At 49.8% G+C, this 16,531-nt stretch carries 15 protein-coding genes; 8 read left to right on the forward strand and 7 right to left on the reverse strand.

What is annotated here, in order from left to right; translation table 11 throughout:
• The first annotated feature begins 8 nt into the window (after positions 1–8).
• Entirely contained in the window at positions 9–626 is a 618-nt protein-coding gene (locus EOE67_RS09250) for a BamJ family beta-barrel-assembly machinery protein (protein ID WP_127698807.1), read from the forward strand.
• Positions 627–716: 90 nt separating this feature from the next.
• Here the strand turns inward: EOE67_RS09250 and dsbB are convergent, their stop codons facing one another.
• The gene (gene dsbB / locus EOE67_RS09255; protein WP_127698808.1) at positions 717–1,250 is read right to left on the reverse strand and encodes a disulfide bond formation protein DsbB; all 534 of its coding nucleotides are present in this window, start codon (positions 1,248–1,250) and stop codon (positions 717–719) included.
• A gap of 186 nt (positions 1,251–1,436) precedes the next feature.
• Here dsbB and fadR point away from each other — a divergent pair, with 186 nt between their 5' ends.
• On the forward strand, positions 1,437–2,153 hold the full coding sequence (gene fadR, locus EOE67_RS09260) for a fatty acid metabolism transcriptional regulator FadR (protein WP_127698809.1): 717 nt from the start codon (positions 1,437–1,439) through the stop codon (positions 2,151–2,153).
• A 230-nt stretch (positions 2,154–2,383) separates the two neighbouring features.
• Positions 2,384–4,645 (forward strand): aminotransferase class V-fold PLP-dependent enzyme, encoded by a 2,262-nt coding sequence (locus tag EOE67_RS09265; RefSeq protein ID WP_240652766.1) that lies wholly within the window; start codon positions 2,384–2,386, stop codon positions 4,643–4,645.
• Positions 4,646–4,747: 102 nt separating this feature from the next.
• Here the strand turns inward: EOE67_RS09265 and EOE67_RS09270 are convergent, their stop codons facing one another.
• Both EOE67_RS09270 and EOE67_RS09275 read right to left on the reverse strand, forming a co-directional pair.
• Complete coding sequence (locus EOE67_RS09270; protein ID WP_127698810.1) at positions 4,748–5,431, reverse strand: ChrR family anti-sigma-E factor; 684 nt, start codon at positions 5,429–5,431, stop codon at positions 4,748–4,750.
• Complete coding sequence (locus EOE67_RS09275; protein ID WP_127698811.1) at positions 5,415–6,011, reverse strand: sigma-70 family RNA polymerase sigma factor; 597 nt, start codon at positions 6,009–6,011, stop codon at positions 5,415–5,417. The genes EOE67_RS09270 and EOE67_RS09275 overlap by 17 nt, the downstream gene beginning before the upstream one ends.
• A 258-nt stretch (positions 6,012–6,269) precedes the next feature.
• Here EOE67_RS09275 and EOE67_RS09280 point away from each other — a divergent pair, with 258 nt between their 5' ends.
• Both EOE67_RS09280 and EOE67_RS09285 read left to right on the forward strand, forming a co-directional pair.
• Positions 6,270–6,875: an FMN-dependent NADH-azoreductase gene (locus tag EOE67_RS09280; protein WP_127698812.1), complete on the forward strand. Its 606-nt coding sequence runs from the start codon at positions 6,270–6,272 to the stop codon at positions 6,873–6,875.
• A gap of 292 nt (positions 6,876–7,167) precedes the next feature.
• Complete coding sequence (locus tag EOE67_RS09285; RefSeq protein WP_127698813.1) at positions 7,168–9,636, forward strand: S9 family peptidase; 2,469 nt, start codon at positions 7,168–7,170, stop codon at positions 9,634–9,636.
• 128 nt (positions 9,637–9,764) lie between these two features.
• On the opposite strand, the gene EOE67_RS09290 is transcribed toward EOE67_RS09285, so the two are convergent.
• On the reverse strand, positions 9,765–10,487 hold the full coding sequence (locus EOE67_RS09290) for a pseudouridine synthase (RefSeq protein ID WP_127698814.1): 723 nt from the start codon (positions 10,485–10,487) through the stop codon (positions 9,765–9,767).
• Between the two features lie 139 nt (positions 10,488–10,626).
• On the opposite strand from EOE67_RS09290, the gene EOE67_RS09295 reads away from it, so the two are divergent.
• Positions 10,627–11,316 carry an RluA family pseudouridine synthase gene (locus EOE67_RS09295; protein ID WP_127698815.1) on the forward strand — a complete coding sequence of 230 codons (690 nt, stop codon included), beginning with the start codon at positions 10,627–10,629 and terminating at the stop codon, positions 11,314–11,316.
• Positions 11,317–11,470: 154 nt separating this feature from the next.
• Here EOE67_RS09295 and rrtA read toward each other — a convergent pair whose 3' ends face one another.
• Positions 11,471–12,076 carry a rhombosortase gene (gene rrtA, locus EOE67_RS09300; protein ID WP_240652772.1) on the reverse strand — a complete coding sequence of 202 codons (606 nt, stop codon included), beginning with the start codon at positions 12,074–12,076 and terminating at the stop codon, positions 11,471–11,473.
• Positions 12,077–12,230: 154 nt separating this feature from the next.
• On the opposite strand from rrtA, the gene ggt reads away from it, so the two are divergent.
• On the forward strand, positions 12,231–13,982 hold the full coding sequence (ggt, locus tag EOE67_RS09305; protein WP_240652767.1) for a gamma-glutamyltransferase: 1,752 nt from the start codon (positions 12,231–12,233) through the stop codon (positions 13,980–13,982).
• A 29-nt stretch (positions 13,983–14,011) separates the two neighbouring features.
• On the forward strand, positions 14,012–14,758 hold the full coding sequence (locus EOE67_RS09310; RefSeq protein ID WP_240652768.1) for an enoyl-CoA hydratase-related protein: 747 nt from the start codon (positions 14,012–14,014) through the stop codon (positions 14,756–14,758).
• A 7-nt stretch (positions 14,759–14,765) separates the two neighbouring features.
• Here EOE67_RS09310 and EOE67_RS09315 read toward each other — a convergent pair whose 3' ends face one another.
• Together EOE67_RS09315 and cysK are read right to left on the reverse strand one after the other, a co-directional pair.
• The gene (locus EOE67_RS09315; protein ID WP_127698818.1) at positions 14,766–15,212 is read right to left on the reverse strand and encodes a hypothetical protein; all 447 of its coding nucleotides are present in this window, start codon (positions 15,210–15,212) and stop codon (positions 14,766–14,768) included.
• A 119-nt stretch (positions 15,213–15,331) separates the two neighbouring features.
• On the reverse strand, positions 15,332–16,300 hold the full coding sequence (cysK, locus tag EOE67_RS09320; protein ID WP_127698819.1) for a cysteine synthase A: 969 nt from the start codon (positions 16,298–16,300) through the stop codon (positions 15,332–15,334).
• Positions 16,301–16,531: the final 231 nt, after the last annotated feature.

Here is a 16,531-nt window from a genome sequence, read left to right on the forward strand (position 1 = left end):
GATTATTTATGTCGACATTTACCACGCTCGAACAACACGCCAGTTATGGCATTGGTCTGCAAATGGGTCAGCAACTTGCTGATAACCCATTTGATGGTTTAGATATCGCTGCGGTAGCTGCTGGTTTAGCCGCTGCTTTTTATGGTGATGAGCCAGAAGTGTCTGAAGACCAAATCCGCGCTGCTTTTGAAGTGATTGGTGCGCGGATGCAGGAAGCTCAGGCTTCTCAGGCAAAATTAGCTGCTGGCGAAGGTGAAGCTTTCCTGGCTGAAAATGCCAACAAAGCGGGCGTAGTTGTGACCGCTTCAGGTCTGCAATATGAAGTATTGGTGCAGGGTGACGGCGAAAAGCCAAAACGTGCTTCGACGGTGCGTACCCATTATCACGGTACTTTGATTGACGGTACTGTGTTTGACAGTTCGTACAATCGTGGTCAGCCAGCTGAGTTCCCGGTGGGTGGCGTGATTGCCGGCTGGACTGAAGCGTTACAGCTGATGCCAGTTGGTTCGAAATATCGTTTATATATCCCACATCAGCTGGCCTACGGCGAGCGTGGCGCCGGCGCTTCAATTGCACCATTCAGCGCACTGGTGTTTGATGTTGAACTGCTGGCCATTGTTAGCTAAGTTCGGTATGCCAGACATAAAAAAAGCGCCGATTGGCGCTTTTTTTATGTCGATATTTTTTATATCGCTATTTTTTACATCGATAGGGGTCTAATCGTAAGGGTTATATTTGTGTTTTTTCAACTGACTGGCCATCACCACTAACACAGCTAACAAATACACCGCAAAAATAATCCGCATCCAGAATGGCATCGAATAACCGAGAAATTGCCAAGCAACGTCACCACAAACGCCGGTTGGGTTAAAAATAAACGGGATCCAGCTATCGAGAGGCAACCAGCTCGGAAATTCGGCAAAAACGGCACAAGTTGAAAAACCACCGTTTTTAACCAGTTCTTCCACCAGCACCTGATCATGGGCAATTTTTAAACCCCAACCTGCAGCGACGGCCCAACCGATATAAGCGCTCCAGCGCAATAAGGCTGATTCACGTCCCCACAATCCCACCAAACCAGCGAATAAAATACCGATGATGGCAAAACGCTGATAAACACATTTGGTACAAGGACCCAGTGACATGCCATATTGGAAATACAGCGCCACCAACAATAATGTCAGTGCACTGAATGATAAAAGTACCCAAGGCCAGCGTTGTTTTGGCCAACGAGCCACTGCTGCAAACATCTGATTTCCCTTGTTGGATCACTTAGAAATTTCCCAAGCGACAATCTAAGCGAAAATGCGAGCTAAAACAACCTTTGCGATCAATAGCAAAGCGCAATTTTTGCGCCATGGCTTGTTAACTCAATCTGCTCTGGTACAATCAGTGCCAATCATGGTGAGACCTACAACTAAAACGGACAAATCCGGATGACCAACCTCATAAAAGCACAAAGCCCAGCGGGTTTTGCCGAAGAATACATTGTTGAATCCATTTGGAACGGTAAATTTGCACCAGGTTCTATTTTACCGGCAGAACGTGAACTCTCTGAGTTAATCGGCGTGACCCGTACCACCCTGCGCGAAGTGTTACAGCGGCTGGCCCGTGATGGTTGGCTGACGATTCAGCACGGCAAACCGACAAAAGTGAATAATTTCTGGGAAACTTCTGGTCTGAATATTCTGGAAACCCTGGCACGATTGGATCAAGACCGGATGCCGGAGCTCGTTGACGAATTACTGTCTGCCCGCACCAATATCAGCGCTATTTATATCCGCGGCGCGATTAAAACCCACCGTGAAGAAGTGATTGCGGTATTTGCTGGCGCTGAATCGCTGGAAGATACCCCAGAAGCTTTTGCCGACTTTGACTATAACCTCAATCATGAACTGGCCTTACATTCTTCAAACCGGATTTACGTGCTGATCCTGAATGGCTTTCGTGGTTTGTATCGCCGCATCGCCCGGTTTTACTTCTCACATCCGGAATCACGTGAATTGGCGCGTCGCTACTATCATCAGCTAAAACTATACGCTGAAGCCGGTAAACACGATGAAGTGGTGTTTGCGGTGCGTAAATACGGTAAAGAAAGTGGTAAAGTCTGGTCGGCTTTGCGGCCGGACATTCCAAAAGATTTAGTGGAATAACCAACTTTTAAAAACTCCGCCATGCGGAGTTTTTTTTAAGCCTAGTCAAATGGCTGCTGTCTTGAAATCTTCTTTGCCACAGCAGCCCGAACGGCCTCTTTAACACGACAATGTAACGCGATAATCCTTCCCTGAGTTTAAAATCAGGCGTAAATTCACTTGTGACACAAAGCGGCTCTGCTTATGATGTGCAGATATAAGCTATAGCATTCGGTTATAAGGGGCATTCAGTGTCTGGATCTACGACCACCATCGCAGGGCTGCGCCAGCAAGAAGTTTATCTCGACAATAACGCCACCACGCCAGTGTTGCCTTGTGCAGCAGCAGCGGTACTGCATCATATGCAAACTGTGTTTGGCAATCCCAGCAGTAGTCATAGCACCGGTATTAAAGCCAAAGTGGAACTGGAAACGACCCGGGCTTTGGCGCGGCAGGTGATTGGTGCCAGCAGTGGCCAGATTGTGTTTACCTCAGGTGCCACCGAAGGGATCCAGAGTTCGATTGTGTCAGCATTGCTCGATGCGCGTAGTCGCGGTTTAACTGGCCCTCAGGTGTGGTTATTGTATGGTGCAACGGAGCATAAAGCAGTGCCGGAAAGCCTGAAACACTGGAATCAGGTGCTGCAGCTCGGCGCGACGGTTAAAGCCATTCCGGTTGATCAACGTGGGTTATTGGATCTGGAGTTTATCCAAAGTCATGTTGCCAATGCGGCGATGATCTGCACCATGGCAGCCAATAACGAAACCGGCGTCAAACAAGATTTAGCGGCGCTAGAGCAGGTGATCCGCAGCGTCAATCCGACGGTGAGCTGGATGGTCGATTGTGTGCAGGCCTTGGGTAAAATGTCGCTTGATATTGCCAACACCAGCATCAATTACGCACCGTTTAGCGGGCATAAACTTTATGCGCCCAAAGGCATTGGCTTTTTGTATGTGCGCCATGGTGCGCCTTATCAGCCGCTGATTGCCGGTGGAGGTCAAGAAAGTGGGCTGCGTTCAGGCACGGAAAACTTACCGGGCATTGCTGCGTTACACGCTATTTTTACCGAACTGCGTAAAACGACCGGTTCACTGTTTCAGCCCGAAACAGTTTTGTGGCAACACCGCGCGGCACTGCTGGATGCCTTGCGTCAGGTATTTCCGGCGATGGTGCTAAATAGTCAAGAGCCGGATATTGTTCCAACCACCATTAATTTTTCAGTGCCGGGTTTTTACAGTAAAGACATTATGGATTTGTTTGATGCGGCTAGTATCCGCATCAGTTCCGGCTCTGCCTGTAGTTCAAAAATTCCAACCAGTTTTGTGCTGGATGCGATGGGACTGCCGGCATGGCGCAGTCAAGGTGCGATCCGCCTGTCGTTTGGTCCGGCGATGACGCCGCAGGAATGTCAGCAAGCCTGTGCCGCCATTGGCCGGTTAACGGCAATCGTACAGCAATGTTGTCTGGTGCTGTCGGATGCACAGCCGCTGGCGGATTTAGCCATGAGTGGTCTGACGCAGTTAAAGCACGAAAATTTATGTAGTTATCTGCTGGTTTGTGCCGACAGTCATCAAGCGGTGATTATCGATCCGGTGGCGCCGCTGGCCAATCGGCTGGCGAATATGGTGCAAGGGCAGGGTCTGCAACTGGTTGCAGTACTGGACAGCCATTTACATCAGGATCGCAGTTCTGCCCGCGACGATTTAGCGGCGTTATTACCGCTGTCTGAACCGCAGCAAGTGGATGAACTTGGCTGGCCAATCGGCCGCGAACACATGAGTTGTGGCCAGTATCAATTGACGTCTCTGGCAACGCCGGGCCATAGCCACGACAGCCGCAGTTATCTGCTGCAGCAACACCAACAGACAGTCGCTGCTTTTGTCGGTGATTTATTGCTACCGGGCGGGATTGGTCGGCTGGATTTAGCTGGCTCGGAACCTTTGGCTTTTGCCAGCAGTGTCCGCACGTTGTTGACGAAGGTTGGCGTGGATACGCTGTTATTGTCGAGCCATGATTATGCCCAGCGTTTTTTCACCACCTGGCGTCTGGCACAAGCAGAGCAACCGCTGTTAACTGAAGTTATTCAGGCGCAGCGATGGTCCGCCGCCTGGACTGCCACGTTGCAGGCGCAAAGCGAGCAGCTTTGTGCAGCCAACAGTTACCAATGTGGTGTGGTTGAAGTCAGCTGGTCTGATGCCAAAGCTGTGGTTGATGCGCCGCAAGTACAACAATTTTTGGCAGAATTTCCACAGACGGTAGTGGTTGATGTGCGCGAGCCTTATGAGCAAAGCGCTGGTCAGCTGGAACATTATCTGCCCGCAGGTGTGAATATTCAGCACTGGCCACTATCCAGGCTCTGTGATGCCTTGATTAGTTCAGCGTTAACGCCGGATCAACGGTTGTTATTGGTTTGTCGCTCTGGTAATCGCAGCCTGGTCGCGGCAAAAGTGCTGAACCGCGCCGGTTTTGCCGAAGTGTACAATCTCAAAGGTGGCGTGGCGATGTTAAGTTAAGCGATCGCAAGTTCGCCTGTTACCTGATAAAAAAACCGCGCTGGTGCGCGGTTCTTGCTTTTAATTTTACCCGTTCAGCTTTGCCAGTGCAGCATGAGCCGTTTAGTAAAAGAACCGCTGCAACGGGTTCAATAACCGGGTCAGGCCTTGTTTAAATTCCAGCGGCGCGGTCAACACCGACAAACACAAACAGGGTTCATTGCTGATATTTTTCGGGGTATGGGTATGATCAGGCGTGTTGATAATCAAATCGCCAGCTGCATATTTACCCATTTCGTCAACCATTTCGCCCGCCAGCACCAAGGTGATTTCCAAACCTTTGTGCGTGTGCAGCGGCACTTCGGTATTGGATTCAATCAGTAACAACGACAGATGGTTATCATCGCCCGACGGCAATTTTGCGGTCGCGATGCCACCAAGCTGTAGCCACTTTTTCCGTTTTGCGGCCAGTCGCTGCAAGCTGCGCGGAATTTCAATCCGGTGTTGCCCTTGTTCGATATGGGTGGCGAACGTTTCGGGCGCTGTTGTTGCTGCTGTAACTTGGCTAGCGTCCGGGCTCAAAATTTGTTGTAGCATCTGTTGCCACTCTGCACCATCAGCATTAACCGCTTTTTGTTGTGCCAACTGACAACCGATATCGGCCTCGATGTCATGTCGCAACTGCTGGCAATGCGGGCAAAAATCCAGATGTGCCGCGACCACCAGCGATAATTCGGCAGCCAGCGTGCCTTCGGTATATTGTTCCAGCAAACTCAGGCTGGGATGGAATTTAACTGCGTGGGCCATCGATTGCCTCTCTTAATCTGTCTAACGCCAACCGGATCCGTGATTTGACCGTGCCCAGCGGGATACTTAATTGCTCGGAAACTTCCTGATGAGACAGCTCATCAAGATAAACTTTCTCCATCACCAACCGTTGTGCCGGTGGTAAAGCATGGAAATGAGGCGCAATTTTTTCGGCGATCAGGTACAGGTCCCATTGTTGGCTATGGCTGCCTTCTTGTTCCGGATAGTCGCCGTCACTCCATAAATCGTCGGCGCTGATATCATCTTTGCGGCTTTGCTTTTTGCGCAACATATCAAAACGCACATTACGCGCTATGGTAAAAATCCAGGTCGAAGCACAACCGCGGCTGGCGTCGAACAGGGCGGCTTTTTGCCACACGTTCAGCATGGTGTCCTGCACCATTTCCATCGCTTGCTGCTCGTTGCCGAACATCTTGATGCCAAAAGCGCGCAAGCGTGGGGCAAAGTATTTAAACAACTCGGCATACAGTTGTTTATCGCGATGAATTGCGATCACATTTAACGCTTCTTCCCATTGGCCCAGAACGACAGTGGGGGTGGGGTCTTGCTGAACTATCATCGAGCTACCTTGAAGGGGAAATTCAACAGCATGATGACTGGTTAAGCCACATCGATCCAACATTATATCTTACCCTTAGCCACACTTAACGGTGGCAAGCTGGTGCGCATTCCAATGTCAGGTTATACGCCGCATGAATGATGTTGGATCTGAATTTGGTTGATTGAAATAAATAGAACGATAACTATGATTTTATGCGATATATATTCGTATTAGTAGGAGTTATAGTGGCCGGACTTCATCAAAGGAACAGCCACCATGAAAAATATTCTGATCGTCAACAGCTCAATCAGCGGCGAACAAGGCCAATCGAATCAATTGATTGAAAACTTTTTACAGGCATTAACAACCGAAGCTACGGTGACGCGGCTGGATTTAAATCAGCAGCAGTTACCGCACCTGGCAATGTCTGAAATTGGTGCCTGGATGACGCCAGCCAGTGACCGTACTCCGGAGCAAGCTGAAGTTGCAGCTTTGTCAGATACCAGTATCGCCCAGGTGCAAGCGGCTGATGTGATACTTGTTGGCGTACCGATGTACAACTTTGGTGTACCAAGTCAGCTCAAAGCCTGGTTTGACCGCATCGCCCGCGCTGGCATTACTTTCAAATACACTGAAACCGGCCCGGTTGGTTTGCTGGAAGATAAACCAGTGGTGTTTTTCGCCACCCGCGGCGGTATTTACAAAGACTTACCTCACGATAGCCAAACGCCATTTTTAAAAGCATTTTTTAACTTTATCGGCCTGAAAAACCTGCATTTTGTGTATGCCGAAGGTCTAAACATGGGGGCTGAATCGGCACAAGCGGCACTCACTGCTGCCAAAGCGCAAATTGGTGATTTAACCTCGCAACTGGCGGCCTGATCCAACATTTCACCTGTATCAGCTAGCTGGCTGACACCGAGTTCCTGCAAACCGCTGACTGTACCTGGCAGATCCCCATTTCTGTCCGGCTATCGTCAGCGGTTTTTTTGTTTGCCGCTTTAGCTCGTTCGCAGTGTCTGGCAAACACCAATTCGTGTTGCGATCAAACTTCAGATTGCCCGCAGCGCTCTTTATCCTGTGAACTCAACCAACAGCCGCAGATGGTTGAATTTCCGGACGGACCTTTGTATAAGTGATGCACCCTAGTCCAGTTCACATAGAAAAAATCCAGATGACACAATTTTCAAAACCTTTGCTAGCCGTGACGCTCAGCGCAATTTTGTTGGCGGGTGTCAGTTTTGCAACCCAGGCAAAAGAGCCACAAAGTTATCAACTGACCCCGGTGCAGATCCAAGCCGCCACCAATGGCACCAAGCCAATGACGATGGAACAAGCGATGGCGCACCCGGATTGGTTGGGTCGTCAGCCAGAAGCCGCTTATTGGTCGGCGGATAGCCAAAGTATTTTTTATTCGCGCAAACAACAAAATTCAGAACTGCGTGATTGGTTCGCCCGGCCTTTAGTTGCGACAGACAACGGCCAGCAAGTGGCGTTGCATGAGCTGGATAATATCGGCGCTGAAGATCAACGTTTTTCCAATGATGGAAAATTTGTCGCCTGGACTTTTGAAGGTCAGGTATTTGTCAAAGAAGTCGTCTCCGGCAAAATCAGTCAGTTAACCCGTAACCGCGAGCAACAATCGGATGTGATGTTTTTAACCGATGGCCGTTTGAGCTGGCGTCAGGGCTGGGATTTTTACGGCCTGAATTTACAAAGTGGTGCCTTATCTTTGTTGGTCAGTCTGAAAACGGAAGCACAACCAAAAGCGCCGTCCGTACCGGACAGTTATCTGGCGAAAGAACAACACAAGTTAATTCAATTCATTGCGCTGGAGCACAAAAACGCCACCGACGCGTTCAACCAGCAACAACAACTTCAGCAGCAAAGTGATGTGTTAGCGCCAGCCCCGGTGTACTTGGGCAAAGATGTATCCATTGACAGTGCCAGCTTGTCGCCCAAAGGCGATAAAGTGCTGTTGGCGCTGGGTGGCAAACATGAGCGCAACAGCAAAGACATCATGCCAAATTATATTACCGCGACCGGTGATATTGCGGCACAGCCGGTGCGTGCCCGCGTGCATGACCAAAAACCACAGCCGCATAAACTGCTGCTGGTTGATGTTGCAAACAACCAGCAATTTCCGCTCAGCTACGACACTTTACCAGGCTTTGACGAAGATGTACTGGCTTCGGTGAAAGCTGAAAACGCCAAGCGGCAGGGCAAATCGTACAGTTCGAAAAAAGCAGCGCGTGATATTTCGTTACTGAATGACTGGAGCTGGGATCAATCGGCAATTCGTTGGAACGAAAGTGGTTCGCAAGTGGCGGTGATGCTCAAAGCCTGGGACAACAAAGACCGGTGGCTGGCAACCGTTGATTTTAAAAGCAACAAGTTGGTTAGTCAGCACCGTTTACATGACGACGCCTGGATCAACTACGATTTCAACAATTTCGGCTGGTATAACCAAGGTGCTAACCTGTACTTTTTATCCGAGGAAAGTGGTTATTCACACCTCTACGTAAAAGCATTAAACGGCAAAGCGAAAAAGCTCACCAGCGGCACTTTTGAAGTCAGTCAGCCGAAGTTAAACCGCGCTGGTACAGCAATTTACTATCGCGCCAACCCAACCCATCCAGGCATTTACAACGTCTACAAGCTGGATTTAGCGGCAGAAAAAGCGCAGCAATTAACCGCTTTAACCGGCAATCTGAGTTTTGATTTGTCACCGGATGAAAGCCAGTTGTTGGTGCGTTATTCAACCTCGGTGATGCCGGAAGAGTTGTATGTGATGGCAAACCAGAGTGGTAGTGCGTTAAAACGTCTGACCTACACCGTATCTGAGCAACTGACCGCGATGGCGTTACAAGCACCAAAAGTGATTGCAGTGCCTTCAAGCCATGGCGAGCAGCCGGTGTTTGCAAAACTTTACCTGCCAAAAGATTACCAACAAGGTGAAAAACGCCGGGCGGTGATCTTTAACCACGGCGCTGGTTATCTGCAAAACAGTGATTTAGGTTGGTCGAACTATTTCCGCGAGTTCTTTTTCCATCAAATCCTGACCCAACAAGGTTATGTGGTATTGGATATGGATTACCGGGCATCAAAAGGGTATGGCCGTGACTGGCGCACTGCGATTTACCGCCAGATGGGCACGCCTGAAACTCAGGATTTAATGGACGGCGTGAACTGGCTGGTTGCCAATGCCAATGTTGATGTGGCGCGTGTTGGTACTTATGGTGGTTCTTACGGTGGCTTTATGACCTTTATGGCGATGTTCACCCAACCAGATCTGTTTAAAGCCGGCTCTGCGCTACGTCCGGTCGGCGACTGGGCTTATTACAATCAGCCATACACGTCGAACATTCTGAATACGCCGGATGTGGACCCTATTGCTTATGAGCGTAGTTCACCGATTTATTTCACCGCAGGATTAAAAAACCAGCTGCTGATCAACGCGCCGATGGTGGATGACAACGTATTTTTCCAGGATACGGTCCGAGTGGTTCAGCGGCTGATTGAACAGGAAAAAAATACTTTTGAGACGGCGATTTTCCCGGTTGAACCCCACGGTTTCCGTCAACCAAGCAGCTGGTTGGATGAATATCGAAGGATTTATAAGTTGTTTGAACGCGAGCTGTAACGAGCCGCGTGAGCACAAAGCTGATGTTTATGAATGCCAGTCATCATTGTGACTGGCATTTTTTTTGTATTCAAAATCAATAATATTGCTTTGCCGCTTGAACCTAGCGGTTGCAGTTGAATTTACGGTCAGGAAAGTGGCGTCAGCAACTGCAGATAGTCAGCGCCCGGGCAATCTGACAAAGCAAAAGCGTTCACATCAGGTGGCGCAATAAAACGTAAACGCTCGCCGGAATAAGGCTGATTTAACTCCAGCACCATCGCGTGTAACAACAACCTTGGCGCCGCCGCCAGCGCTTCGCGATGTGCATACAACGCATCGCCGAGGATCGGATGGCCAATACTTTGTAAATGCACCCGCAACTGATGGGCCCGGCCTGTTACCGGGAACAGCGCCACCAGCGCATGTTCATCAGCATCCGTCAGACATTGATAACGGGTTAGGGCGGATTTTCCTTGCTCAAAACAGACTTTATTGCGCGGTGGTGCCGTTAAATCTGCCATCAACGGTACATTGATTTCTGCCGCGGCTGGGTTCGGCTGTTGCCAGACTCTGGCCAAATAAGTTTTTTTGACGATGCGTTCAGCAAACTGCTGTTTTAACGCGGCTTCGGCTTTACGCCGCAGCGCAAACACCACCAACCCTGAGGTCGATAAATCCAGCCGATGGACCAATAATGCTGTGGAAAACTGCGTTTGCACCCGGCTCAGCAAACAGTCGGCCAGGTGCTCGCCTTTACCCGGATTGGTTAATAAGCCACTTGGTTTGTTAACCACCAGCAGATCTTTGTCCTGAAACAGAATTTCAAGGTCGGAAGCCGGTGGTTGATAGCAAAAATCATCGTTGATCATAAGGTACTTGTGTTGAATTGCTGAATGAAAACCACAGTTGCTCTTTTGCACTACCGCGTGACGATAGGCGCAGGCCAAACGCTCTGGCATAATAGCCTTTTCTTCAGCTGTTTAGCGCAGCATCTGACTGGCGATACGTGTGACTGATTCGATTGAAGCGTTAAAAATACTGACCCCAACCACACAAGCCTGGCAGCTGATTTACCAGGATGACCAGTTATTGGTGGTGAATAAACCTGCGATGTTACTGACAGTGCCGGGTCGCCATCCGGCTAATTTTGACTGTCTCGTCAGCCGGGTGCAACAACAATTCCCGACCGCACAGGTCGTCCACCGGCTGGACTACGATACTTCGGGGCTGGTGATTTTACCGCTGACCAAAGCGGCACTGTCGAATATCAGTAAACAATTTCAGGCGCGCACCGTGCAAAAACAATATCAGGCGTTGGTACAGGGCGAAGTGGTTCCAGCCAGCGGCAGTATCGATTTGCCAATTGCGGCAGATCCGGCGCGTCGTCCGTTATACAAAATCTGCCAGGTATCCGGAAAACCGTCATTGACCCATTATCAGCTGCTTGGTTATGAACAAGAGCGCGATGTCAGCCGCCTGCAATTAAGCCCGGTGACGGGGCGCTCGCATCAGTTGCGGGTGCATCTGTTAAGTCTGGGGCACCCGATTATTGGCGATACTTTATACGGGGATGCGAAGAATCAGGCGCTAAGCCCAAGGCTCTGTTTGCATGCGGCCAGTATTGAATTTTGCCACCCGGTCAGTGGTAAGCTGCTGCAGTTTAGCGTTGCAGCACCGTTTTATACCCGTCATCCTTGAAGATGCGGGAGTGTTGCCTTCGCTCGCTCGCCCCAGTCACATAGGACAACTATGCTCCTGGGTCGGGCTGGCGCTCCAGTCTCGCTCCTCGTCGCCTACCCGAATCTTCAATGATTTTGGGTATGGCAGAAGTAAGAGAGATTGAGGGCGAAAATCAGCCCGCAGGCGCTTGTTCACCCGCTTCGGCAAAACGACGGACAAATAACGAAGTGGCATATAGCAACAAACCAATCACCGCCCCATACATATGCGCATCGGTGGCAACTTCGGCGTCAATGAGCGTGACGACGTCCTGACTGGCACCTTGCCATTGTTCCCAAATGACTTTGCCAAAAACTGCAGTTAAAATCAGCCAGCCACTGCTCCATTGGCGTTGAATATCAATACAACAGCCACAAACCAGCAGTGCATGTAACCAGCCAGATAAGCCAACATACAAACTGATTTGTGGGCTCCAGAACAACAATGCTAAACCTATCAGTACCGAACCCAGCAGTAAATTTACTGCCAGTTGCAACGGCCGGTAATAGCTACCGTGTAGCAACAAAATTAATAACAACCCTCCCAGATTCATCACTAAATGCCAGTTGTTGGTATGCATAAAATGGCCGGTGACAATGCGCCACCATTGCCCCTGATAAATCGCACTGCGGTCAAATTCTAACCAGGGAGTTAATTCCAGTCGCAATAAGTGCAGGACAATGAAAATAACTGCTAAAGATAAGCCGGCAACGGGTAATTTGGATAGACGGTCATGCATCAAGATTTAGATCTCTTTCGGTAATCGTTTGCAAAAGGAATAACAACAAAATGTTTCCGGAACAGGCTTATCTTAACTTATTTTTAGCTGGCATTGATCTGTTTGCGACAGATAAGTTAAGGTTGTCCCTTCTTGCGAAAAGATTGGAACACCCATGAAGTTTTTAGTGCCGTTGATGAACCTGAGTTGTTGTTTTGCTTTGGTTTTTTCTTCATCAGTTTTATCAGCACCTGCCAATAATAAAGCAACCGATCCAGAAGCCGCGACTGGGGTTTCGCAAAAAGTCCGGGTGGACAGTGCCAATGCGATGGTGGTCAGCGCTAATCCACTGGCAACGAAGGCCGGGCAACAGATCCTTGCTGCAGGTGGCAGCGCCACCGATGCGGCCATCGCCGTGCAGCTAATGTTGGGATTGGTCGAGCCACAAAGCTCCGGCATTGGCGGTGGATTGTTTATGCTGCACTTTGATCAGGCGCAGAAAAAGCTGCAGACGATTGACGGTCGCGAAACTGCGCCGGCTGCCGCTCATCCGGACTGGTTTAAAGTTGATGGCAAAACGCTGGATTGGCGTACGGCTTATGTCGGTGGTAAGTCGGTCGGCAGTCCCGGGGTTATTCGGGCGCTGTTCGATGCGCATCAGCGCTGGGGCAAATTACCCTGGGCGCAATTGTTTGCGCCAGCTATTCAAACGGCGGAGCAGGGTTTTGTCGTATCACCACGTCTGGCAAAATTGCTTTATCTGTATCAGGACGGCGGTTTATCCCGGTTCGCCGCGTCCAAAGATTATTTTTACCCACAAGGCAAACCCTTGCCAGCTGGTCATCTGCTTAAAAATCCGGCTTATGCGGCGCTGCTGAAAAAAATCGCCAGTCAGGGGCCAGCGGCATTTTATCTTGGAGACAATGCCAAAGCTTTGATTGCAACCGTGAATCTGGCGGCGGTGAATCCGGGGCAACTGAGTGCTGCCGACTTGGCCGGCTATCAGGCCATTGAACGGACACCGATTTGTCAGAGTTACCGTAAGTTGAATGTTTGTGGCATGGCGCCGCCTAGTTCTGGTAGTCTCGCGGTGCTGCAAATTCTCGGTATGCTGGAGCAATATGATATTGCCGCGATGCCAGTGAATTCGGCAACGGCGCTGCATTTGTTTGCACAAGCGAGCCGTTTGGCGTTTGCCGATCGCGAACGCTTTGTCGCCGATCCTGCCTTTGCCACCGTGCCAGTGGAAGGGTTATTGTCGCGGGATTATTTACGAAAACGGGCAGCGCTCATCGGAACCCAGGATGCCCAACATGTGTTATCAGGTGAGCCTGAAGGTGCAACTGCACTTAGTAGCTCACAAGCAGTTGAGTTCGAAAACACCAGCCATTTTTCCATCGTCGATGCGAAAGGCAACGCCGTTAGTGTCACCACCAGTATTGAAAATGCCTTCGGATCTGGTTTATGGGTCAACGGTTATTTACTGAATAATCAACTGACGGATTTTTCGCTGGAAGCCAGTGTCGATAATTTATGGGTGGCAAACCGGGTCGAAGCGAACAAAAGGCCACGCTCGTCAATGGCGCCAATGATGGTGTTTAATCAACAAGGTGAGCTGGTGATGTTGGCCGGATCGCCTGGTGGCAGTCGGATCATCAATTATGTTGCACAAGCCTTGGTCGCGATGATTGACTGGCAATTGGATCCGCAGCAAGCGGCAGATTTACCAAAAGTAACCCATCGCAACGATTTTCTGGCGCTGGAGCAGGGCACCGACCTGGAAGCCTTATTGCCAAAAATGCAGGACTTGGGTTATCAGACCAAAATAGTCGAACTGAACAGTGGGTTGCATCTGATCAAAAAATCGGCCACCGGCTGGCAGGGCGGCGCCGATCCGCGCCGTGAAGGTCAGGCGCTTGGCCTTTAACGACGAATTAGCTTGAAGGAACTCTGAACTTGACCATTCAAATTGAACAACAGGCGCAGGTATTAACACTGACGCTGGCTCGACCTGACAAAAAAAATGCGTTGTCGAGCGCAATGTATCTGCAACTAACCCAAGCGCTGCGCGACGCAGAATCGGATCCCACTATTCATGTGATTGTGCTGCGCGGGCAAGCCGACTGCTTTTGTGCCGGTAACGATTTAGCTGATTTTGTGGCGGCCGGTGCACTCAATGCCGAACACCCAACGGTGATGTTTTTACATCAGCTTAGCCAGTGCCCTAAACCGGTGATTGCCGCGGTAGCCGGATTAGCCATTGGGATTGGCACCACTGCTTTATTACATTGTGATTTGGTATACGCCGCGCCTGACTGTCGCTTTCAGCTGCCGTTTACCGCGTTAGGTTTATGTCCGGAAGCAGCGTCCAGTTTGTTATTACCGAAACTGTTGGGTTATCAGAAGGCAGCGCAATATCTGTTATTGGGCGAAGCTTTTGGTAGCTTTGATGCTGAGCGCTTTGGCCTGGTGAATCAGGTGATTGAGAACGATCAGTTATTTGCACTAGCGGCAGAGAAAGCGGCAAAGCTTGCCGCGTTACCATCTGAAGCGGTGATGCAGTCGAAAAAATTACTTCGTCAGCCACAACAGCAATTGGTACAACAGGTACTCCATCATGAATTGGCGGTGTTTGAACATTTACTGCAGACCGATGATTGTCAGCAGGCGTTGCAGCGCTTTTTCCAACGTCCGAAAAGTTAATTGCAGTTTAGGTACCAGCGCGGGCAAATGGATCGGGTTTAATTTCTGAAATCAGCCATTTGCCTTTTTCCGCCACCATTTTTACCATCCGCATATCGACTCTTTTGCCACCGTCATAGGTACCGGTAAAAATCAGCATCACATCCGCTTTATCGGTGTAAAACTCCCGCACACTTTTATTGGTGTCTTCGATAGTGATAGTCACTTCATCAAATTTTATATTCAGCAAAGTGCGGCTGGCGGCTTTGGCGGAAGAAAAGCTTTGCAGCACCCGGCCTAACGATGGCACTGCGTAGGTTTGTGCCGCTTTTAAATCATTGTTCACCAGCAAGGCTTCGAAAAATTTCACCGCGATTTGTTCCGGCACTTCGGCACTGTCAGTGGTACTGGAGGGTGCTGAGTCGTTGCAGGCACTGAGCAGGAATAAACTAAAAAAAAGGAACAAAGCGCGCATGGGGAAGCCTCAGCTCAAGCAGGGATTTTGCTGAAGTTTGCTGCTTTTTTAGCTAGCTGTAAAGCAAAAGGCCACCGAAGTGGCCTTTCGTTCAAACAAACGTTCAAGCGAAGAGATGGTTATACCGTCAGTTCCTGTTCGGTAAAAACATCGGCAAACAAAGCGCTGGATAAATAACGCTCTGCAGCTGACGGCAGGATCACCACAATATTTTTGCCGGCAAATTCCGGTAATTCCGCCAGTCGTGCTGCGGCAACGACCGCGGCACCCGAAGAAATACCACCCAGAATGCCTTCTTCTTTCATTAAGCGGTGCGCCATCGCAATGGCTTCATCGTTGGTGACGGTTTCTACCCGATCAATCAGTTCTAAATCGAGGTTGCCTGGAATAAAGCCAGCGCCAATGCCCTGAATTTTATGCGGACCTGGTTTTAATTCAGCTCCGGCCAGCTTTTGGCTGATCACCGGCGAATCGGCAGGCTCCACCGCAACGCTAATCAGCGGGTGTTTTTTCTCAAGCTTGATATAACGGCTTACACCGGTGATAGTACCGCCGGTACCAACGCCCGCGACAAACACGTCTACCTGACCATCGGTGTCATTCCAGATCTCAGGGCCGGTGGTATCAAAGTGGATTTGTGGATTGGCCGGGTTTTCGAATTGTTGTAATAGCAGATACTTATCCGGATCCGATGCCTGAATTTCTTTGGCTTTTTCAATCGCGCCTTTCATGCCTTTGGCGCCTTCGGTCAGCACCAAATTCGCACCTAGCGCTTTGAGTAATTTGCGACGCTCCAGGCTCATGGTGGCAGGCATGGTTAACGTCAGTGGGTAACCACGGCTAGCCGCTACAAATGCCAATGCAATACCGGTGTTGCCAGACGTTGGTTCAATTAACTCTTTGCCAGGGCCAAGCAGACCTTTTTTCTCGGCATCCCAAATCAACGCAGCGCCTAACCGGCATTTCACACTAAAACTCGGGTTACGCGCTTCAATTTTTGCGTAAACGTTGCCTGTGGTGACACGTTTCAGTTTGACCAGCGGGGTGTTACCGATTGACAATGAGTTGTCTTCATAAATTTTAGCCATGCTAAGCTCCAGCATATTTAAGTGTGGCTTTAGCATAACCGCTACACCCGAAAACGAAAGAAGCGTTTTGGTATAAGTTATGCCGTCTTTTAGTTATAAATACCCGTCATCCTTGACGATGCAGGGTTGTTGGCCGCCTTCACTCACCCCAGTCACATAGGACTACTATGCTCCTGGGGATTCGCTCAGTTGCCGCCTACCTGCATCGCCAATGATTTTGGGTATAGAAAT

The organism is Rheinheimera riviphila, assembly GCF_004005945.1.
GTDB classification, from domain to species: domain Bacteria; phylum Pseudomonadota; class Gammaproteobacteria; order Enterobacterales; family Alteromonadaceae; genus Pararheinheimera; species Pararheinheimera riviphila.